A 21504-nucleotide genomic window follows, 5' to 3' on the forward strand; every position below is an offset into this window, starting at 1 on the left:
ATAGTTTCCCACTTATACCAATAACGAAGTGTTATCCTATTGGGTTTCCCACAATTTAACGGACACTTTTCATAAGCATGTTTTAACATGAAAGGAAAAGTAGAAGATGAATCAAATGGGAACACGCAGAAAATACACCGATGAATTTAAAGCAGAGGCCATCAGGCTTGCGAGTCAACAGGACAGCTCGATTCAGGGAATAGCGGACGATCTGGGAATCAACTCTGGCATGCTGCGACGCTGGATAAAGACGGCCAATGGCGTGCCAAGCACTCAAAAAAATATGGCTGACGCTGAGCTGAATAAAGAGCTTGTCAGGCTTCGTCGGGAAAATGCCAAATTAAAAACAGAGCGTGACATTATAAAAAAAGCGCTTGTAGATTCAAATGGTCAAAGCAACAGTTTTACTAAAATACTGATTTGCATGGGCACATTTGATGAAACGAGCAAAACGAACATTTACTCAAGATGAGAAAGAACTGGTATTTAATTTATGGAAACAAGGCACCGGTTTCAGTGATATTGGAAGAGTATTGGACGCAGCACCCGGTACAGTTTTCACAGCATTACGTGAAACCGGTGGCATCAAACCCAGAACCAGAACCAGAAATGCCAAACATCTGACAATTGCTGAGCGTGAGGAAATAAGAGTCGCATTATCGGCGAAGATGTCACTCAGAGCTATCGCCAGGATGCTGAATCGCTCACCTTCAACCATTTCTCGGAAAATTGCCCGTAACCGAGGAAGACGCTTCTACAAAGCGGTTGATGCAGACAATCGTGCAAGGCGCATGGCCAAGCGGCCAAAACTTGGAATACTAGAGCTTAATTCAGATTTACGGCAACTCGTCATGTCAAAGCTTGAGCTGAAGTGGTCCCCTGAGCAAATATCTGGCTGGCTAAGTGTTGAATTCTCACGAAACAAACAAATGCAGGTTTCACATGAGACCATTTATAAATCAATGTACGTGCGTGCCAAAGGTGTGATCCATCACTCTTTCACGCAACATCTGCGGCGAAACAGACCGATGCGCCATAGCCAATATCATCGTCGAAGTGGCGATAGGAGCTTCACTAAAATTGTTAGTGGTTTGTCGATCCATGAACGTTCTAAAAACATTGATAACCGTAAGTCTCTTGGTCATTGGGAAGGTGCTCTGGTATCAGGTTCGAAAAACACACACATTGCTACGCTAGTCGACAGGAAGTCACGCTTTACCATCATCCTCAAACTGGCAGGGAAGGATGCTGAATCTGTACATAAAGCCTTGTTAGCAACATTTACAAAGATGCCAGCTGAATATCGTAAATCTTTGACTTGGGATAGAGGCATGGAGTTGGCTAAACATGCTGACTTAACAAAGGAAATTGGCATTCCTGTGTACTTCTGTGATCCGCAGTGCCCTTGGCAAAGGGGCACAAACGAAAATACCAACAGCCTAATTCGTCAATACTTCCCTAAAAAAACAGATCTATCACCACACTCACAAGAACGGCTGAATGCTGTTGCAACTCAATTAAACGAACGTCCGAGGAAAACATTGAAATTTAAAACACCATCACACATGATTGATAACGGTGTTGCAATGATCGTTTGAATCTACAGTAGCCTTTTTTAATATGGTTTTTTCCTGCTCCAGGCGCTTCACCCGCGCTTCCAACTCCTGAATACGCTGCTGTTCTGGCGTCAACGCTTTGGAAGCAGGCGTATGCCCACCTCGTTCAGCTTGTAACTGTTTAACCCAGCGACGCAGGGCTGACTCACACACACCGAGGGCTTGGCAGGCTTCTGGAGCACTGTAGTTCTGGTCCACCACCAGACTCGCTGCTTCCAGCTTGAACTCAGGAGTAAAACTTCTTCTTTGTTTTGTCATTGAACACCTCTTCGGAGGTCATATTACCTCCTTAATTGGTGTCCGGGATCAGTAAACCACTACATATCAATGGTATTGAGAATTTTTGGAATCAAACCAAGCGTCATTTACGCCGATTTAACGGTATTCCAAAAGCGCATTTTCACTTGTTTTTGAAAGAGTGTGAGTGGCGATTTAATAACAGTGACCCAAAGAGCCAATTAAAGCAATTAGCTCAATGGGTTAAGGCGGGTATGGGCTAGTTATCTGGATCAGTCCCTTAATTTATTTGCTTGTTGGGTTTTTAAAAATTTTTAAATAATGCATTTAAATTTACATATATTTAATTATCATAAATAACTAAGGCTAAATAAAGATTTCTAATAAAACCCCTAACTTAAACCTTTAAAACTATCAAGCTCGAAGAGCCAGAATTCGGCGCGCTCCATTGAGGACAATCAGGCCTGCTACGGTGCCAATAATCAAATCCGGATAGTTGGATCCTGTCCAGAGTACTAAGGCACCAGAGCAGATAACGCCCACATTGATCACGACGTCATTGGCTGAGAATATCCAGCTTGCCTTCATGTGTGCACCATTATCACGATGCCTCGAAATCAACAACATACAGATGATATTGGCAATCATAGCAACGAAGGCAACGGCCATCATCGTTACAGATTCAGGTTCGCTTCCGAATACGAAACGACGTAATACCTCCGCTAGAACACCTAAGGCAAGAATCAATTGAAGTACACCTGCAAATTGAGCGGCGCGGACCTGCATTTTGATACTATGGCCCACTGCATAGAGAGCAATACCATAAACAGCGGCATCGGCGAAATTGTCTAACGACTCACCTATCAGCCCTGCAGATTGGGCAAGCAAGCCAGCAGTCAATTCCACTATGAACATCAGAGCATTGATGCCAAGTAGCACAAGTAGGATGTGTGACTCCTGATCGGCAGAGCCAGCAAATTTTTCAATAGCCGAGACGCTATCGGTGGCGGCGGCTTGTGTCTTCTCAAGCGACGCACCTAGCCCCAAGCTTGCAAGTTTCGTGGTAATTGGCTCAACCGCTCCGTCATGTAGCACTTCTAACCGACGATTCGGCAAGTCAAACGATAGTGCTTTAATCCCACCTAAACTGTTCAATGCCATACGGATCATCCGCTCTTCTGACGGACAATCCATCTTTTGTATGTTAAAAACACTTATCCATTTACCTTTAATTACAGACGAAGTTGGCATATTGTTATCCTTGACTGAGTTAGTATTTATTTAGCATGAGTTATCACCGTTTTTTAACCCTGATAATTCTGCATTCAAATAGATATTTAACCATTGTTACTTGTCAGCTGAAGGTTTACCCCAACTGACATGATTTTTAGTCATCTCTCTGATGCTATACAGTTCGAGAGAGAATTTTGGCTACAATCGGAGAAGTGATCATTTGAATTACGGCGAAAAATGCGGCAGGAATAGCAATTTCTGAAGGTAGCCCGGATGCCGCTACAAAAGCAGCAGCTATACTGAATTCCTTCTTACTTACCGTGAAAAGATATGTGATGACCTCTTTTCGGTCGTTGGTTATCAGACGTGAGGTCATTCCTACCAGATAACCAATCAAATTCAGAGATAAAGCTGCAGCAGCAATAACAAAAGCGTACCAACCATAGCCAATAATCGTTTCTGCATTAGGCCCTATCACAGCGAGCAATATCAGAAGGTAAAGAAACGAGCCAATTCCTGCATAAGCTGAATCATGCCGTGAAAAAAATGTTGAAAACTTTGTTCGTAAACTCACGCCCAAAATGGTGGGAACGAGAACAATCAACACTAATTCGAAAATAATTTTGTCAAGCGGTACTTCCAGTTGAATGCCCGTCAGCCATAAAAAAAGCAGAGGAACAATGAATGGGGATAAAGCAGTATTTACCGCATTAAAAACGGCAGCCAATGCAACATTGCCTCGCGCCATCAACACTAACAACGGAGATGATACATCTGTGGGTAAAGTGCCAAGCAAAGTTTGGCCCATAGCCAACGGACCACTGCCAAAGAATAAGCGGCCGGTCAGCAGCCCGGCAAGTGACATGGGGCCATAAACTAGAACCAGCGCTAAAAATTGCCTTGAAGGTTTTCTAAGTACTAATCTCACGTCATGGGCATCAAAAGTCAGACTAATAATAAACATTAATGCAGCGAGTAATAGCCCAATTAGTGGTTGGAGATAATTACCTGTCTCAGGTAATACTAGGCCAATCCCAGCCACAATAATGACAAACCAAACGAGATTTGATTCTATGAAATAAATTAATCTACCCATGGTTTTTGATTTTCCAAACTTTATAAATAGTTGTGAATAAATTATTTAACATAGAATTTTTGACCAACATAACATTTCTTATCTTTAATGCGACCAATCAAAAACTGCATAATAGGATGAGAAATGCTAATTTTTGTTTGACGGATGCCCGACAGGCATATCGTAACGTTGCTGACGGTATAGCCAAGAAGGTAGTAATACATGTGCCAATGCTTCATGAGCATCCTCTTTATCTGCTGGCCCTGTAAGCTCTAATTGACGCTTGTTGAGAATATACTGCCCAGCTAGAGCGTCTTTTTGAGGGCGTAACACGGTCACCTTCTGCCCTTGCAGCAGGGCAAAATAATCGGCAAATTGCATCAATGCCCTGCCGGGTGATTGCTGCTCCTCTGGGCGGCTTAAGTCTCTGCCTATCATTGGTGTCTCAGCGCTAATACCCATCAGTGACAGTAAAGTAGGCGCCATATCAATCTGGCTCGCCACCGTCTTAATACGTTTTGGTTTTATATCAGCCCCTAAAATGAGGCCTGGGATTTGAAAACGTTCTATCGGCACAAGTGCATTTCCATAAACATTTAAATCATGATCGGCAATCACCAAAAAGAGTGTATTGTCCCAATAATCGCTTTTCATAGCTGTGTTAAAGAACTGCCCCAAAGCATAATCTGCATATTTAACAGCATTCAAATCAGTTTGTTTCTCGGCCGAATGCAGATCGATCTTGCCATCGGGGAATTCGTATGGCGAATGGTTGCTGGAGGTGAAAACTAAACTAAAGTACGGTTGATTACTCAGGTTCGCTTGAACGATCCGTTGATGCGCCATATTGAATAGATCTTCATCTGAGACCCCCCAACTGCCAACGAAGAGTGGATCAACGTAATCATTTTGGTCAATGATAGATTGAAAGCCATTGCCAATAAAGAAGTTAGCCATGTTATCGAAGTGAGATTGCCCGCCATAAATAAATTCCGTTTTGTAGCCACGTTGACCCAATAAATCTGCAACAGTGAAAAAATTCTGTTGTGATAAAGAAAGCTTTACTACGCTTCTTGCGGGCGAGGGCAAAAAACCCGTTATCGTGGCTTCAATTCCTCTTACTGAACGCGTACCGGTTGCGTAAAGTTGTTCAAACCACCAACCCGCATTTTTCAGTTTTTCCAGTTCTGGTGTTACGGAATACTCCCCACCCAAAGACTTGACAAAAGTGGCACCCAAGCTTTCTTCAAGAATGATAACCAGATTAAGTGGTTTATCTCTTTCAACTGTCGCTGGCCGTTTATTGAGAGTAGGAAATGGTGCATCTGGATCATTATCAAGCCAGGGATAGTTCTCGCTCATTTCCTGCATGATTTGTGCATCAGTCAGCGAACCATAGACTTCTCCGGCTTCTGCTTCATGCTTCATATTGTAGATAGCAAAATACACTGACCAAGTTGAGTTAATGATTAGGCTATTGACCATAGCATCCGAGCTGATTGCAAACATGGCCGGATTAGCTGGTCGATGGGATAAAGTAGATCGGATCATGACTACGAAGATGAGAACCATCAGCGGCCAAGTTAGCCATATACGCCAAATTGGCCAATCCAATTGATATTGTTTTAACCAATACTGTAACAATCGATTTGTGAACCAACCAGCTAATATAGTGAAAACAACGCCGAGAATGAGTGGAAGACGAAAACCTTCCCACAAGGTTGAGAAAACTTCTTTTGGATATTGCAGGTATTCGACAAATAGTCTGTTCGGACGCAAATCATACTGAACAATAAATGCCGGTGTGGCAGACTCCATAAAAACGATCAACATAATGATCATTAAACTCCAGAGCCACACTAGCTTTTGCCATAATTGCCAAGTAAGTTTATTAACCAGTAGCGGCATCAATAACATCAGTGGTGCAATAAGCATGCCCATAATAATGAGGTCGGCTCTGAAGCCCTGAATAAATATAGATGTCAGACCAATTGCTGCCGATACCCGATCCCACTGCCATAGAACAAGCCCTAATCTTGATAGCGAGAGAATAAGAAGCCCAATAAACAGAACCTGAAATAAAATGCGGTAAGGTCCTAGCATTGAGGTTGATTTTGTGATCATATTTTTTTCGTTTGAATTCAAAATAATCTGGGCCATAGTAATAATGTCCATGCTGCGATTGACATAATAAGGGTAAGTAAAACAGCCAGTGATCCATAATCTTTGGCCCGCCCAGTTAATAAGTGATGTTCTAAGCTGATTCTATCCAGCGTCGATTCAATTGCTGAATTGATCAACTCGACGACCATCACAGCAACCATGCTGACTATCAACATAAACCGCTCTATAGCAGTAAAGTCTACCCAGAACACAACCGGCAATAATAAGACGAATGCAATAAATTCCTGACGAAAAGCAACTTCATGACGCAGCGCAGAATGAAACCCTTTATATGAATAAAAAGTCGCCCAGAGCACACGTTTGAAACCAGTGAACTTTTTTGGTTGGATATTAATAATTGTCATTTTTTTATTTGCGTAAAATGTTATTGAGATGTTGTTTCAGGGTCACTAAAATCTCTGCAACGCTCCTGATTCAGTTCAAGCTCTATCGTAGTGTGCTCAAGATCATATTGAGATAAAATCTCGGCAACCGTTTGTTTCATAGCCATGTAATTTTCAGAAGAGACAATATCGTTATCAAGTGTCAGATGTGCAGTAAGGACATGGTGTTCACCATCAAGTGACCAGAGATGTAAATGATGTACCTCATTGACACCCTCAATGCTGACAAGAGATTTTTTGATCTCATCATGCAGCGCTTTATCGGGCACTGCCTGAAAAAACAATTTACCGGTCACCCACAAATTGCGAACAACATTAAATAAGATGAATAGTGTAAAACCAATGGATAAAAGCGGATCTAAAATCGGCCAGTCGGCAAACTGCAGAATGATAGAAATGATCAAAACAGCCAGCCAACCTAATACATCTTCTAATAAATGCCAGTTGAGTATTTTTTCATTAAGAGAAGTCCCTTTGCTCAGCCGATAAGCCGCAAAACCATTAACAGTAACGCCCAATAAAGCCAATGCCAGCATGCCTTCGGTAACCGGCATCACCGGATCGGCCAAACGTGGTACCGCTTGAGTTAACACCCATATTGAGCCAGCGATTAACACCAAGCCATTAATCAAAGCGCCAAAAAGAGACAGGCGCCGATAACCATAGGTAAATACAGAATCAGCAGACTTATTGCCAGCACGGTTTAAAAACCAGGCACTGCCAATAGACAGACTATCTCCAAGATCGTGAACAGCATCAGCCATAATTGCCGTGCTATTTGTCAGCCAGCCACCGATAAATTCAATTATGGTAAAACTGACATTTAGAAAAAAAGCCGTTGCGATCCGATTACCAGAAGTCCCCCCTTCTTGATGATGTGTATGCATATAGATATTCCTTTTCTGAATTCGTTGTATAGATAAACTCAAGAAAAATTGGCGGCCAAAAAGGCCGCCATGTTTTATCTTGATTTTTCACGGCCATGAACTATGCGGTAAAGTGCGGGCAGTACCACTAGGGTGAGTAAAGTTGACGAAATAATGCCACCAATGACGACCGTTGCCAGCGGTCTTTGCACCTCCGCCCCTGTGCCGGTATTGAGTGCCATCGGCACAAAACCGAGACTTGCTACCAGAGCCGTCATCAATACAGGCCGTAACCGGGTCATTGCACCATCAACGATTGCTTTGTGCAGATCGCCGTGCCGATGCCAGTAATCCCTGATAAATGACAACATTACGAGACCGTTTAATACCGCCACGCCCGAGAGCGCAATAAAACCAACCCCTGCGGAAATAGATAGCGGCATATCTCGCAACCAGAGCGCCAAAACACCACCAGTTAATGCAAGGGGCACCCCAGTGAAGATAATTGCTGCATCTCGAAATGAGCCAAACAAAGTAATCAGCAGGCCCAAGATAATGAACAACGTAACCGGCACCACAATCGACAGTCGGTGACTGGCTGATTGTAGTTGCTCGTAAGTACCACCATATTCAATCCAATAACCGGGTGGTAATTGCACTTGCTCAGCAATACGCTGTTGAGCTTCTTCTACAAAAGAACCCAGATCACGTCCTCTGACATTGCTGGTGACCACCACGCGCCGTTTGGCGTTTTCTCTGGAAATCTGACTCGGCGCTTGTGTTAATTCGATGGTTGCGACTTCGGATAAAGGGACGTAATCGCCATTAGGCAAACTCACGGGCAGATTCGATAAGGCGGGTATGTCTTGTCGAATTTCTTCAGGCAACCGCACCACCAGATCAAAGCGCCGATCGCCATCATAGATCAGGCCAACTTCGCCACCGCCAACGGCGGTGGATAACATGTTTTGTAAATCATCGACATTAAGTCCATAACGTGACATGGCCATGCGTTTGGGTTCAATGGTCAGCATGGGCATATCATCGACTTGCTCCAGCCGGGCATCTGCAGCGCCGGGGATCTCCTGAATCACAGCCAGAACTGCCTCAGCGTTCTGCTTAATCAAGTCCAAATCATCGCCGAAAACTTTAATACCCAAGTCCGCACGAACGCCTGAAATTAACTCGTTAAAGCGCATTTCAATGGGTTGAGTAAACTCATAGTTGTTACCGGGTAATTGCGTGACTGCTGCTTCAATTTCAGCAAGGAGTTCGCTCTTGGGTAATTCCGGATCCGGCCATTCATTTCTTGGCTTAAGTATAAGGAATGTATCGGCTACATTAGGTGGCATTGGATCGGTTGCTACCTCCGGCGTCCCGATTTTGGCAATAACCTTATCCACCTGCGGAAAAGTTTTTAGCCGTTGTTCCAGCTGTTCCTGCATTTTGACGGATTGCTCTAGACTGGTACCGATGGTTCGCAGTGCATGTAAGGCAATATCGCCTTCATTTAGTTGGGGGATAAATTCTGACCCCATTTTGCTGGCCATGTTAATTGACAGCGCAACCAGCAAGGCTGCAAACAGAATCAACAGCCAGCGCAGCTTAAGACTGAGCAGCAAAACTGGCCGGTAAATCCACTTGGCACCACTGATGATAAAACTCTCTTTTTCAGTGACCCGTCCACTCATAAACATGGCGACGGCAGCCGGTACTATCGTAAGCGTAAAGACCATGGCAGATAGTAAAGCGATCACCACGGTGGCAGCCATGGGGTCAAACATCTTGCCTTCAACACCTGTCAATGTGAATAACGGGATATACACAATGGTAATAATCATGACGCCAAACAGGCTGGGACGTATCACTTCATTCGTAGCCTCATAGACTACGTTTAAGCGTTCTTTAACCGGCAGCACACCACCATATTGCTTTTGTGCCATTGATAATCGTCTGATAGAGTTCTCAACGATAATCACCGCACCATCGACAATCAGGCCAAAATCAAGTGCACCCATACTCATCAGATTGGCAGAAATACCGGCCTGTACCATGCCGGTAATCGTTGCCAGCATTGATAGGGGTATAACTGCAGCAGTTATTAAAGCCGCGCGAATATTGCCCAACAACAAAAACAATACCACGATAACCAACAAAGCCCCTTCAACCAGATTTTTTTGAACCGTGGCGACGGCTTTATCGACTAGGGTGGTACGGTCATATACCGCTTCCAATATGACGCCTTCCGGTAATGAAGATTGAATCTCCGCCATTTCACGTGTAACCGAAGAGGCAACTTCGCGTGAGTTTTCACCAAACAACATCATGACGGTGCCGACAACCGTCTCTTTACCATCACGGGTACCCGCACCACTGCGTAGCGGCTTACCGATCACAACGTCGGCCACATCTTTGACTAACACTGGTCGGTCATCAATATTTTTCACTACTACCTGACGAATATCATCGATGGATTTAAGTCCCCCCGGCGATCGAACTAGGATCTGCTGACCATATCGTTCAATATAACCGGCGCCCCGATTATCATTGTTTTGCATCAACGCCTGTTTCAGATCACTGAGAGACACGCCAAAATTCAGTAATTTCGCCGGATCCGGCTGAACATGAAATTGCTTTTCATAACCGCCGTTAACATTGACTTCTGTGACACCTTTTACCCGCTCCAGCCGAGGTTGAATCACCCAGTCCTGAAGCACCCGAAGTTCAGTCGCATCATAGGGGCTGCCATCAGTTTGTTTTGCATCGGGTTTTGCGGTAATTGTGTACATGACAATTTCGCCCAGCCCGGTCGCGATAGGTCCCATTTCCGGTTCGATACCTTGCGGCAGTGAGCCTTTTATAACGGCCAGACGGTTATTAATAAGGTTACGCGCAAAATACAGATCGGTGCCTTCTTCAAACACCACGGTGACTTGTGATAATCCATAACGAGAGATTGAGCGGGTGTAATCAAGATCCGGTAATCCGGCTATCGCTCTCTCGATTGGATAAGTGATGCGTTGTTCAGATTCCAGCGGAGAATATCCGGGCGCCTTGGTATTGATCTGAACTTGAACATTAGTGATGTCCGGAACGGCATCAATCGGCAGTTTCTGATAGCTCCAAATTCCAAGACCAATGATAAGAAATATCATTGACAACATTAGGCCCCGTCTCTCGATTGAGAGACTTAAAATAGTATTAATCATGTCAGTTCCCTAAATCAGTGAGCGTGAGCTGCGCCGGCTTTTTCCAGATCAGCTTTAATCAGATAGCTATTTTCAACGACGATGTCATCGCCCTGCCGGAGTCCGGATATAACCTCACTGAATTGACCATCGTTAAGACCCAGTTGTAATGGCCTGACTTGATATTGCTTGCCTACTTTGACAAAAGCGACAGACGCGCCTTCAAACTGTTGTATGGCACTGTTAGGAATTCTGAGATTGACTTGTGTTTGCTCGGTAATGGCATCAGCCTCAACGAGCAACCCCGGAAACCAGACTTGCTGCTGATTATCAAGTGCGACGCGGGCAATCCGATAAGGGGCATTATCTTTGCTTGGCAGCAGTTGCTTTATCGTCGATTCATAAAATGTGTTGTTATGTAACAGACGCACTTTCTGACCAGGTTTTATCTTCATGGCCTGTCCCGGAAAGACTTTGAGTTCAGCCCAAAGTGATTGGGTATTGGTAATGGTAAAAAGATTTTGATCTGCCGCGACTTCGCCGGTATTGGCATCTTTTGCTGTAATGACACCTGAGATGGGCGCGGTGACGTTATAACTCTGTAAGCTGTTGTTTGACTCAACACTGGCTAATAGCTGACCTTTTTTGACCGTATCACCGAAATTCACATTAACGCGGGTGATTAGACCCGGAAAACGTGCGCTGACTTGACTTATCTCATCAGGTGATAAAACCACTCTCCCGTATAATTTGGAGGTGACAGATATTTGCCCGGCAGTAACTTCTGCAGTTACCACACCGTGTTTTTGAGCCATATCGGCATCCATTTCTACATGCTCACTACCTTCATCCTCAGCGTGAGCATGCCCTTCTTCTTCGGGTTTTGATTCAGCGCTATGATCATGTTCATCCTCTTTTGGCATCAATTCATCATGGTTATCTTTATCTTGCGTTGACTCATGACCATGCTGCTCATTTGATTCTGCTAGCTGGGCTTGCGCTTGTTGATCTGATTGCTGAGCCTCAATCGCATGACCATCTTCAGCTATGGCAGGTGACATGATGAGCAATATTAGTGCTGCTACTGATAGCAGGCTGCGTATGGGTAAAAAAACGAAATGTGGTTTATTAAACATAGATTTGTCCTGATTCATATTGCTTACTCTGCAGCTGTCAGCGGTTCGGCGGTGAGTTGTTCGATTTCGGTCTGGTATAGCAATGCAGCAGTTGCAGCCTCAATGACACTACGTCTGGCACCTAGCAGGTCTTGCCTGACGGTAAGAAATTCCAGATAACTGTAGAGTCCCCGTTGATAACCGGTTTGCGTTTGCTCCAGACTTTTAGTGAGTTTGGGGATAATCTGTTGTTGCAACTTGGAAATACTTGCAATTGCTTGTTCACGCCCGGAATAAGCCCGATAAAGCTGAGCATGAAGTTGCAATAGCATATCCTGACGGCGATAGCTGACTTCATTACGCGCGGCCAATGCTGATTCAATATCACCTTGCGCTCGCTGGCGACTGAACAAAGGCATTGACACACCAGCAACTAACGCCGAATCATTCAGTCCTTCATCGCGCCTGATCCCAACTGACCAGGTCATATCTGCAACTTGCTGAGTTCTGGCAAGACGTACTTGTGCATCACGAACCCGCGTTTCTGCAGCGAAACGTTCCAGTTGCGGATTTTGCTGGGCCTGATTAAATAGGGCTTCAAATGACATTGCCTCGCTAAAGGCAAACAATGAGCCTGTGGCGGTCTCAAAATTAGGCTGATAACTCCCCCACAAATTAGCGAGTACCACTTTGTTGGCTTCCAGCTGACGTTTTTCGGCAGCCAGTATCAGTTCAGCCTGATTAACAGAAGCTTCGGCGCGGCCCAAATCTGCTTCAGCCGCGACGGCAGCACCTACACGTTTATTCACTTCCGTTAATGTTGTTTGCGCCAGTTCCAGCCCCGTCTCGGCTAGCTTTACACGCTCCTGGCTATTGAGCACTTCAATAAATTGTCGTGTTACCTGACCTAGCAAGTCCAGCGCTTTTATTTTGCGATCAACACGGACAACATCGCTTTGTTGTTCCACCAGTTCAACACGGGACAATCTTTTATCACCCAGTTCAACGACAGAGGAGAGAGTGACCGTGGTTTCCAGTGACTTGATACCGCTTAGTTCGCTGGTGCCAGCGAAATTTTCAATCTCAGCACCAACAACATATGCCGGTTTGAGATTGGCCGTTTTTTTCTGGGCTTCAAGTTGTTGCTGACGAATTGGAAAAACCTGTAATGCCGGATGTTGCGCCAGTGTTTGTTGCATGGCCTTGTTTAAACTCAACGTTTTCGTTTGTTGAATGTTATCGGCAATAACCGGTGAGACAGAAAAGGCAACCAGCATCGAACAAAGCAATGCACGGATAGCAGGCGCACGCACATTTGTAGTGCGATCAAAGTGTATTTTCATGAAATTAGATCCTGTTTAACTGCAAACAACGGACTTACGTTAAGTCCGCAAAAACATCAGCAGTTCAAGATCTCGGAGGGCGATACATACTGACTGTAAAGTCAGGTTTTGGCGATCTAGGGTGGAGGTTGAAATAATTGTCTGGATTAGCAGCAACATCAATTCCATCAATATTGAAGATGGCGATAAAATGTGAACACTTACAATGCATACAAAAGTCACAATCGCCGGTACTTTGTGCATCATGCGAAGACGCATTGTTCGCTTGTTGAATTGCATTGGAATCATCAAGAACAAACTGATGTTCATGTGGTGTCGCTGAATCAGAAATATGAACGTCAGCCGCAACTATGCCTGATTGCATCACAATCATGAGGATGAGCATGTTGATAATGAATTTTACTGACATTTCGTTAAATTTTATTGCTGTACTCAGACTTATTAGTTTACATGATAATAACTTAGTTCCCAAAAGATTGGCAAAATTAAAAGTTGTCTGCTTAGCCTGGTGAAAGGCTGTCACTATTTTTATCTAACAAACATAAAGTTTGTAATGATTTTTAATAATGTATGAGATCTTATGCTCGGGGTTTCCGGATCAATAAACAAAACTAAGACACTTAATAATTCGCTAATACTAAAGCGAGAGAAATGTATTGGCTGAAGGATCTTGAGCTATAGAAATTCAGAAAGTGTTATGTATTCATATTTTCAACTAAAGCAGCTAATTATGAATAGATAACATGTTGCTAAGTCCACTTATGATGTGCTCCCATTCAATCCGCTTCGCACGATTTCGCTGCCCTTCGGCTCACACGCTATACCCACGAGATTTAAAATCTACTCGACCACCAGTCTGCCCAACCCATTTCCATTGGCAGGAACAATAAGTAGTTCCTATATCATTGCGATCAAAATAGATTTGCTTTTTAGCAAGAGTTTTTGCCTGTTAGAAAGTTACCGGAGGTTGTGCAAATACTTCAACGCTAAATATAAAAATTAGAACAAAAAACATTGGTTAGTATTATTTCCATTAAAAAAAGCATTATGCATTGAATGTTCTAAGCAGCACTAAATTTACTGGTACTATCAAAACATGTGTTCCCATTTCGTCCCATTACTTGATAAAAACAAGCTCGAAACCTTTTTTGGGGTCGAGCCCGAACTACCATTAGATTTAAAAAACAGCCTCTGGCCGACTTATGTCGGTCCCTTCATACGCAAACATGCGTTTGCTGACGTAGGTGATGAAGCTGTCCCACATAACGAGTTATTGGTGGGTAACTTTGGTCTAATTCCTCATTGGGCTAAAGATACCAAAATTGCACGCAATACCTTCAATGCCCATTCTGAAACAGCCGATAGCAAACCGAGCTTTCGTGATGCATGGAATAAAGGCAGGCACTGCATCATTCCTAGTGCTGCTAAGAGCTTGAATACTTTTTGATTATATGGCCAGCGTCGTTGTAAGGCGATAGAGTAATTCTTATTAGAAGTTTGGTCCGCGTTTGACTATTACGAATGTAAGTTCCGTGCTCAATTCCCATTAGCCAAATTGAGGGATTAGTAGCGTTTCCAGCTTCAATACCCCCATTATCGCAGCCGCTAAAATCTGACAGTGCCCATTGTGTAAATACTTGATTCATACCATGTCCTTTTAATTATCTTGGGAAAACAGGCTTGGGCGAGCTGTAATTTCCCCATGAAGATACAAGCATGACTTGTTAATAACTAAAAAGTAAATTTGGTCACAATAATCACTATTAAATTGCTTAACCATTTAAAATGTGTGAAATTATGCGAATGGATAGCAAAATAACAATAAAAATGGAAAATCTTCAGGATGAAATCAGGGATGCTGATCAGGCCAGACATCACAAGAAAGGTCGATTGGGTTTTTCGATTTACCACTTTTCGTCATACAAGAATCAAAGGACATTCAGCTGTGAGAGCTCAATAGAGAAAGACTATGCATTACGTCTGGAGTATGACCGAAACGTAACTGGATATATGTGCCAACCTGAAACTTTTAATTTCATCATCCTAGGAAAAAAAACAACCTATACCCCAGACTTTCTCGTGCACTATGCAGACAATTCATCAAGATACGTTGATACCAAGCCTGATGTATGGACTGATGATGAAGAAATGGTAGACAGACTGCATGAAATCAAGATTAATTTAAATAACATTGGTAAAAAACTCATCGTTGTTCCTGAATCAAAGATACGTCAAGAGCCGTTATTGACTAATATCCAAATGCTTTATCAAGGCATGCACTTATGCAGTGACGAAGCCTTCACAGTACTGAAAAATACCATTTTGCAATTAGGTAATAATTGTACTGTTAAAGATCTTCGGGCAATTGCAGATGGTCCATCAGAATTAGCGATCAGAAAAGCACTCTTCTTAGGTAATCCAAAACATATATCTCAAGAGATAATTAATGAACACACCATAGTGGAGCTGCCCAGTGAATACTTTTAATCATATTGTTGGGGCACATTATAAACTTGGTGCTACCACATACGAATTATCGGGCATTGATGACAACTACTACCTCCTAAGGAGTCTAGAGTACAAAAGACAACGGTCTCTCAAGTCTGAAAATTTTGAAAAGCTATTTTCTGAAGGAAAGTTAAAGCTTGTTAAAAAAGCTCTCTCAGATATTACGGATGCGGTCTATTTCACTTCATTAACACCACAAAAAAAAGAAACTTTCCAGCGTAGGCTAAGTTACGTCGAAAAAGTAAGGATGACTTTTGGATCAATTATCCCCAAAAGATACTTCAAACAGTTCATTGAGCTCACCGCAAAAGAACTCTATGATAAGAATCCACCTTCATTTTCAACACTTAATAGGTGGGTGGTGGCATATCGCGATTCAAACTTTAACCCAGCAAGCCAACTTTCTGTTCATGACAAAAAAAAGGTAACTCGCAAAAGGCGTATTGATGATGATGTCTTGGAATTAATGCATGAAATTATCAACAATGAGTATTTGGTATCAGAAAGGCCTTCAATGCAATCTGTCTATGTCATTTTCTCAGATAGCCTGCACTATAAAAACTTATCACTTCCCCCAGACAAACAGATTTCAATTCCTTCATTGATGAGTTTTCTTAGAGAAATTAAAAAGATACATCCGATGACAGTGGCTACGGCAAGATATGGAGCAAAAACCGCCAGAAAACGATTTGATTACGGAAGATCGCTTCATTATAAAAGCCAATTGTGTCTGCGTACTGAAATAGATACAACTCCTCTGGACATCATGGTGCTTGATGAAAATTCAGCAGTGGTTGGTCACCCTTACCTTCTACCCATAATCGATGTGTACTCAAGATGTGTACTTGGGTGGGATTTATCTTTTATTCCTGGATGCGCTGAAAAGACACTTAGGACATTGAAACATGCTGGATCAGACGCAACTGCCCGTGAAGTAGGTGGGCTTCCTATCGAACTCGTTATAGATAATGGCTCTGAGTTTATTAATGAATCATTGAGTAGTTTCGCAAAATACACTGGTACTACCATATTAATTAATCCACCTGGGACACCCAACCAAAAAGCGTTCGTTGAAAGTTTTTTTAAAACTGTGAACAACAAATTTTTAGACAAGATCAAAGGTAAGACATTCTCCAGTCCAGCTTTACGCGGTAATTATGATTCTGAAAAAAAAGCGTCTCTAACACTGAACCAACTTCGTAAGTTATTTGCTAAATGGGTGGATGGTGTTTACCACCTTGAAGGTCATAGCGGTATAGAAGATAGAGCCCCCATATCTCTTTGGCGAGAAGAGCATAAAAAACTCCCGACCATCAGATACGATCATGAAACACTGAATACGATTTCCAGAAGTACTACCCAAAGAGTAATAACCGATTCTCGAGTAAAAATGTTTGGATTAACTTGGACAGGTCCATCGGTACCAATAATCTCAGAAAAATCGAAGAGCAGAGGTAAACCTAAACCAGTGGAGGTTTTATACGACAGTAGTGATTTATCCACAATTTGGATTAAAGATCCTCATGATAAATCCATATTCTATGAGGCTTTTGCTACTCGCCCCTTTTTTCAAGAATCGTTATCTCTATTCGAGTTCAATCTTTTAAAGCAACGCGGGAAATTCAAAGATACTGACTTGGAAAAAGAGCTTGTTTTAAATCGTATCGCCCTACATGAAGAAATCAGAGAGCAATCCACCAAACATAAGAGTGCACGAAAAAAAGTATCTAAAATGGAAAAAGCACAACAGTTACTCACTGACGATAACAGTGAATTTTTAGATTCTTTTAAAGCTAGTCCTTCATATAGGACTAATTCAGAAGAAGATGAATTTGATGTAACAGATTTTCCTGATGATGGATTCTTGCTCTAGGAAGTGACAATGACCAATTTAAGTAATGATGACAGGCTTAGAAATTTTTCTCGCTTTGTATATGTACATCCTATTTATAGGGAAGCCATGGAAAAAGTTAAAGATTCAATTTCTCAAACCAATAGTACGGGTGAATGCCTGTCAGCTGTCCTTACGGGTTCAACTGGTACAGGTAAAACGACTATCATCAAGACATTGATGCATTCATATACGGTTGATTCAGTATCTATAGAACGTGAAGATGCAATAGTTAAACAAGTTCCAGCATATCACTGTGTCGTTCCCGCTGATGCCACCATAAAATCACTCGCAATCGAAATGCTTAAACATCTAGATTGTGGTGATACTGGCGGTTCGGCGACTGAACTTACTAAGAGAGTAAGCAGACTTATATCAACATGTGAAACAAAAGTGATTTTTTTAGATGAATTTCAACACCTGCTTTCTAAAGGTGCGAAAAATAGCAAAGACAGTGTCACAGATTGGGTTAAAATCCTGACAGAAACAACTAAAACCCCCGTCATTATATCGGGAATGTCTGAATGCGAAGAGTTGATTGATGCACATCCTCAGCTGTCTGGTCGCTATCCGGTTCGGGCAAAGTTAACTAATATCTCTTATGCGAAAAATAAATATCGATATTTATCAAAAGTTATTGATGCACTGAGTAATGCTTGTGTAGAACATGCAAAAGTTAATTCCATGCCTCAACTCAGTCAACCTCCTAACCTAACTGCCATTTACTTAGCTACAGGTGGCAATATGCGATCTATACGTCAAATGTTTACTAGTGCATTGTATAGGGCTCTTAAAAATGACAGAGATGACGTCATCCTCGAAGATTTCATAGAAGCAGTGCAAGGAATGAGACTTAACTTTCGGCTCACTGACGAAAACCCATTTAATCTTTCTGCTGCAGAACAAGAAAAAATACTCATCAGAGTCTCATGAAAGATTTGCCATATCTTGGCTTGTTCATAAAGGGAGAAAGCCCAAGGGGATACCTTTTAAGAACAGCATTTTATAATGGATATACCACTATCGGCGAGTTAGCAGTGAGACTTGGTGCTAATACAAATCCAGCTTATCAAAATACTTTACTAGGTAAGTCAGATATTGTAGAGAAACTTGTTGCCATTCATGATAAAACTTCTGACAACATCATGGATGCTTTTTATAAGCAAATCAAAGGGGTAACAAAAACATCAGATATTATTATCCATGAAAATAGAGTGCCCTTTAAACTTTTACGTTCAAAGTGTCATCATATTTGTTGGCAATGTCTTAAAGACAACAACCATATATCTGCAGCTTTCGATATTAGTGTTGTCGATGTGTGCATTAAACATAAAACATACCTTCAATATTCGTGCACAACATGCAGTAGACCCTTCAATTGGCGTAATACTGGCCATAAGTCATGTAATTGCCCCGTAACAGAGAATGATGCACCACTCGTCTTAAATTGTGACGGTGCAGAGCGAGTGGCTCTTGCTATCAATAAATCAGAGACTCATTATCTGGGTAAATTACTGGGTGTATTAAAGGCATTAAGACATCATAGATCTGCCGATAAAATCGAAAGAAATAATTTGCTTAACCAGGCTGTCAGAATGCTGGATGGAGAGAGTGATGTCTTTACTAATTATCTTCTGGACGAACAAAAAAAATATCCCGGGATCCCAGTACGCGTTCTGATTTCTCCATTAATTGCTCTTGGATACGAAGATATAGAAAAAAAGGTTAGCGACTCCCTCCTGCAGTTTTCAGAGGATTATCCGTCTAAGTGTAAAAATTGTGAATGTAAGTCAAAATATCTAACCACAACAGAAGCAATGATTTGCTTGGAAATCTCAAGTGGCACACTTAACAAGCTATGCCAGAATCAACTCATCCATGCATCTAGTACTGATACTCGCAAATCGAAAGTTTTTCCATATGAAAATATGTGTCAATTCTTCAGGAAGTTTATTCCTACATCAGAAGCCATAAAAGAGACTGATAAGCTTCAGCCTATTTCATACACGGCCCCAGGAAATTCACTGATCGAAAAATTAAAAGATGTGCAATCTGGCAAAATTTCAACTGTTAAAGTAAATCAAGCCAAAGGGCTTACAGGCATTTTTTTGATAGAAATACCATCTATCAGCAATTTAAAGATGGACCGACCTGATTTAATGACGTCATCACAGGCCGCTATGTACCTTAATGTTTACCCTGATGCTATTAGAAGTATTTCCAAAACTGAATTTTTGGAGCCTTATCTTACGGTTGCAACTCAGCCCTTTTTTCATACACAAGATATAGAAATATTTGATAAGAAATATGTTTTCGCAGCCAGTTTAGCCCGTAAGTATCAGATTGATCCTCGAGACATTGTTAACAGGCTTAGGGCTAAAAAGATTAATGAAGTATCAGGTCCAAAAATAGATGGAACACTAACACCTCTATACGTCAGAGATGAAGTTGAAAGAAATGATCTATTCAGTATCAGATACTCAGACTACCGTGAACGATACTCACATAATACAAAGTACAGTAGAAGCAATACACCACAACATTTGACTGCGAAAGCGATTGCTAAATTGTTAGGTATTGCTGTGAATAAAATCATTAAAATCGAAAAATATGGGCTACTGAATCAGATTCCCTTAGATGACATAAATGACAAGCGCAGAGTTTATAGCCAAGATTCATACGACAAAACGCTGCAATGGTTTAGCAAAGCCAAGGAGCTTGGGGATCTGGCCACAGAACTAGGGATAAATAAATGGCATCTTACTAGACTCTTCATTACTACCAAGTATGTACAACCACTAACGCTAAGTATTGATAATCAACTTTTGTCCCTTGATGATCAGAAGAAAATTAACGATCACGTATCAATTTTCTGTACCTGCTCAGAGGCTGATAAATTCCGTAGTGCACCAGATAAGCATTTTCACAATTTAGTCAAAAGCAACAGATTCCCTATTGTGAGTAAAAAAGATTACTTGTGCGATACCGAAATGATACTTCTTTATTGGAACGACGTTAAAAACTATAAATTTTAACAAAACGCATGTATAAAATTTCGAACAATAATGTCTTGTAAAGATTACATAATTTACAACAATAAATATTAAATCATATACATATAACACTTACTTGACATTTCCTATTTAATGTAGCATCGTTACATTAAGTCATGAATTGCAACCTAATGTGCCTCTAAAACCTCAAATAAATATTTTTTAATATTTTCTCCTCTTTAGTGTTACTTTCTCGCAAAAACCCCCTTTTAAATGTTAAATATTTCTTATTTTATATGTTATTTATAACTACAACGCCTTGATTATAATCTGGTTAGTTTTTCATATTTAATGTTAAGGACAGTTAAAAGCCGACTTTATGTCGGCTTTTTTATATTAAGGAATATCTCTATGAATAATTTAGTAGTTACTAATTATCAAGAAATATTAGAAAGAGAAAGATTTGAGTTAAGTCACAAAGTTACACATGAAGACTTCAGATCACTAATATGTTTAATCCGTCTTCCGAAAAATGAAGAAAAGTTAACTAAATGCCAAATTCAAAAAAAACAAAACACCTGTAATCACCACTTTATGAATGGTTATCTTGTCCAAACCAAAAGTGGTAAAGAAGCAATAATTGGAGGTGAATGTGGTGACATATATTTCAATCTCAATGAAACATTTTTAGTTCAAAGAAATAAGTTAAAAAATGATGTTGATGTTGATGTATTGGTATCAAGTATTACAAAACAATTAGATTCTATTAATAAGGAAAGTCTTAAGGAATTAGAAAATCAAATCAAAAACATAGGAGAAAAAATTCGTTTCCTGATAAATACTTATCCAAAATGCGCAAAAAAATCACTACC

General features: G+C 41.5%; 16 protein-coding genes and 3 pseudogenes. 9 read left to right on the forward strand and 10 right to left on the reverse strand.

Annotation, left to right across the window (positions count from 1 at the left end; translation table 11 throughout):
- Nucleotides 1-115 precede the first annotated feature (115 nt).
- Both B3O33_RS03040 and B3O33_RS03045 read left to right on the forward strand, forming a co-directional pair.
- Nucleotides 116-373: pseudogene (locus tag B3O33_RS03040) on the forward strand (transposase); the annotation flags it as partial.
- A gap of 64 nt (nucleotides 374-437) precedes the next feature.
- Nucleotides 438-1598: an IS30 family transposase gene (locus tag B3O33_RS03045; RefSeq protein WP_136553355.1), complete on the forward strand. Its 1161-nt coding sequence runs from the start codon at nucleotides 438-440 to the stop codon at nucleotides 1596-1598.
- 12 nt (nucleotides 1599-1610) lie between these two features.
- Here the strand turns inward: B3O33_RS03045 and B3O33_RS03050 are convergent.
- Nucleotides 1611-1874: pseudogene (locus B3O33_RS03050) on the reverse strand (transposase); the annotation flags it as partial.
- Nucleotides 1875-1936: 62 nt separating this feature from the next.
- On the opposite strand from B3O33_RS03050, the pseudogene B3O33_RS03055 reads away from it, so the two are divergent.
- A pseudogene (locus B3O33_RS03055) lies at nucleotides 1937-2116 on the forward strand (IS1595 family transposase); the annotation flags it as partial.
- Nucleotides 2117-2267: 151 nt separating this feature from the next.
- Here B3O33_RS03055 and B3O33_RS03060 read toward each other — a convergent pair.
- From B3O33_RS03060 to B3O33_RS03100, 9 genes are all read right to left on the reverse strand, one after another.
- Nucleotides 2268-3104 (reverse strand): cation transporter, encoded by an 837-nt coding sequence (locus tag B3O33_RS03060; protein ID WP_339612362.1) that lies wholly within the window; start codon nucleotides 3102-3104, stop codon nucleotides 2268-2270.
- Nucleotides 3105-3258: 154 nt separating this feature from the next.
- On the reverse strand, nucleotides 3259-4182 hold the full coding sequence (locus B3O33_RS03065; RefSeq protein WP_292359648.1) for a bile acid:sodium symporter family protein: 924 nt from the start codon (nucleotides 4180-4182) through the stop codon (nucleotides 3259-3261).
- Nucleotides 4183-4308: 126 nt separating this feature from the next.
- A complete protein-coding gene (locus B3O33_RS03070; RefSeq protein WP_292359650.1) occupies nucleotides 4309-6321 on the reverse strand; it encodes an LTA synthase family protein in 2013 nt (670 codons plus the stop codon).
- Nucleotides 6303-6689, reverse strand: a complete 387-nt coding sequence (locus B3O33_RS03075) for a diacylglycerol kinase (RefSeq protein WP_226069812.1) — start codon at nucleotides 6687-6689, stop codon at nucleotides 6303-6305. The genes B3O33_RS03070 and B3O33_RS03075 overlap by 19 nt, the downstream gene beginning before the upstream one ends.
- A 20-nt stretch (nucleotides 6690-6709) precedes the next feature.
- Nucleotides 6710-7615 carry a cation diffusion facilitator family transporter gene (locus tag B3O33_RS03080; RefSeq protein WP_226069813.1) on the reverse strand — a complete coding sequence of 302 codons (906 nt, stop codon included), beginning with the start codon at nucleotides 7613-7615 and terminating at the stop codon, nucleotides 6710-6712.
- Nucleotides 7616-7689: 74 nt separating this feature from the next.
- Complete coding sequence (locus B3O33_RS03085; RefSeq protein WP_292362899.1) at nucleotides 7690-10803, reverse strand: efflux RND transporter permease subunit; 3114 nt, start codon at nucleotides 10801-10803, stop codon at nucleotides 7690-7692.
- A gap of 14 nt (nucleotides 10804-10817) precedes the next feature.
- On the reverse strand, nucleotides 10818-11918 hold the full coding sequence (locus tag B3O33_RS03090; RefSeq protein WP_292359655.1) for an efflux RND transporter periplasmic adaptor subunit: 1101 nt from the start codon (nucleotides 11916-11918) through the stop codon (nucleotides 10818-10820).
- Between the two features lie 23 nt (nucleotides 11919-11941).
- Nucleotides 11942-13240 (reverse strand): TolC family protein, encoded by a 1299-nt coding sequence (locus tag B3O33_RS03095; protein WP_136553345.1) that lies wholly within the window; start codon nucleotides 13238-13240, stop codon nucleotides 11942-11944.
- Nucleotides 13241-13304: 64 nt separating this feature from the next.
- A complete protein-coding gene (locus B3O33_RS03100) occupies nucleotides 13305-13763 on the reverse strand; it encodes a hypothetical protein (RefSeq protein ID WP_136553344.1) in 459 nt (152 codons plus the stop codon).
- A 573-nt stretch (nucleotides 13764-14336) separates the two neighbouring features.
- Between B3O33_RS03100 and B3O33_RS03105 the strand changes: the two genes are divergently transcribed.
- The 6 genes from B3O33_RS03105 to B3O33_RS03130 form a co-directional block, all read left to right on the forward strand.
- On the forward strand, nucleotides 14337-14687 hold the full coding sequence (locus B3O33_RS03105; protein WP_136553342.1) for an SOS response-associated peptidase family protein: 351 nt from the start codon (nucleotides 14337-14339) through the stop codon (nucleotides 14685-14687).
- A 356-nt stretch (nucleotides 14688-15043) separates the two neighbouring features.
- Nucleotides 15044-15727, forward strand: coding sequence for a TnsA endonuclease N-terminal domain-containing protein (locus tag B3O33_RS03110; protein ID WP_168800157.1), 684 nt, complete (start codon nucleotides 15044-15046; stop codon nucleotides 15725-15727).
- Complete coding sequence (locus tag B3O33_RS03115; protein WP_292359659.1) at nucleotides 15714-17621, forward strand: DDE-type integrase/transposase/recombinase; 1908 nt, start codon at nucleotides 15714-15716, stop codon at nucleotides 17619-17621. The genes B3O33_RS03110 and B3O33_RS03115 overlap by 14 nt, the downstream gene beginning before the upstream one ends.
- A gap of 9 nt (nucleotides 17622-17630) precedes the next feature.
- Nucleotides 17631-18572, forward strand: a complete 942-nt coding sequence (locus tag B3O33_RS03120) for a TniB family NTP-binding protein (RefSeq protein ID WP_136553336.1) — start codon at nucleotides 17631-17633, stop codon at nucleotides 18570-18572.
- The gene (locus B3O33_RS03125) at nucleotides 18569-20674 is read left to right on the forward strand and encodes a TniQ family protein (RefSeq protein WP_292359661.1); all 2106 of its coding nucleotides are present in this window, start codon (nucleotides 18569-18571) and stop codon (nucleotides 20672-20674) included. The genes B3O33_RS03120 and B3O33_RS03125 overlap by 4 nt, the downstream gene beginning before the upstream one ends.
- A 369-nt stretch (nucleotides 20675-21043) precedes the next feature.
- Nucleotides 21044-21504, forward strand: a 461-nt coding sequence (locus B3O33_RS03130; RefSeq protein ID WP_292362900.1) for a hypothetical protein, incomplete at its 3' end; no start/stop codon positions are given.

It is taken from the genome of Methylophaga sp. UBA1464 (assembly GCF_002325665.1).
Lineage (GTDB): Bacteria > Pseudomonadota > Gammaproteobacteria > Nitrosococcales > Methylophagaceae > Methylophaga.

Bases quoted from the DNA above. Each gene is read 5' to 3' on its own strand.
- B3O33_RS03045 (WP_136553355.1), top strand. From the start codon at position 438: ATGAAACGAGCAAAACGAACATTTACTCAAGATGAGAAAGAACTGGTA.
- B3O33_RS03060 (WP_339612362.1), bottom strand. From the start codon at position 3,104: ATGCCAACTTCGTCTGTAATTAAAGGTAAATGGATAAGTGTTTTTAAC.
- B3O33_RS03065 (WP_292359648.1), bottom strand. From the start codon at position 4,182: ATGGGTAGATTAATTTATTTCATAGAATCAAATCTCGTTTGGTTTGTC.
- B3O33_RS03070 (WP_292359650.1), bottom strand. From the start codon at position 6,321: ATGGCCCAGATTATTTTGAATTCAAACGAAAAAAATATGATCACAAAA.
- B3O33_RS03075 (WP_226069812.1), bottom strand. From the start codon at position 6,689: ATGACAATTATTAATATCCAACCAAAAAAGTTCACTGGTTTCAAACGT.
- B3O33_RS03080 (WP_226069813.1), bottom strand. From the start codon at position 7,615: ATGCATACACATCATCAAGAAGGGGGGACTTCTGGTAATCGGATCGCA.
- B3O33_RS03085 (WP_292362899.1), bottom strand. From the start codon at position 10,803: ATGATTAATACTATTTTAAGTCTCTCAATCGAGAGACGGGGCCTAATG.
- B3O33_RS03090 (WP_292359655.1), bottom strand. From the start codon at position 11,918: ATGTTTAATAAACCACATTTCGTTTTTTTACCCATACGCAGCCTGCTA.
- B3O33_RS03095 (WP_136553345.1), bottom strand. From the start codon at position 13,240: ATGAAAATACACTTTGATCGCACTACAAATGTGCGTGCGCCTGCTATC.
- B3O33_RS03105 (WP_136553342.1), top strand. From the start codon at position 14,337: ATGTGTTCCCATTTCGTCCCATTACTTGATAAAAACAAGCTCGAAACC.
- B3O33_RS03110 (WP_168800157.1), top strand. From the start codon at position 15,044: ATGGATAGCAAAATAACAATAAAAATGGAAAATCTTCAGGATGAAATC.
- B3O33_RS03120 (WP_136553336.1), top strand. From the start codon at position 17,631: ATGACCAATTTAAGTAATGATGACAGGCTTAGAAATTTTTCTCGCTTT.
- B3O33_RS03125 (WP_292359661.1), top strand. From the start codon at position 18,569: ATGAAAGATTTGCCATATCTTGGCTTGTTCATAAAGGGAGAAAGCCCA.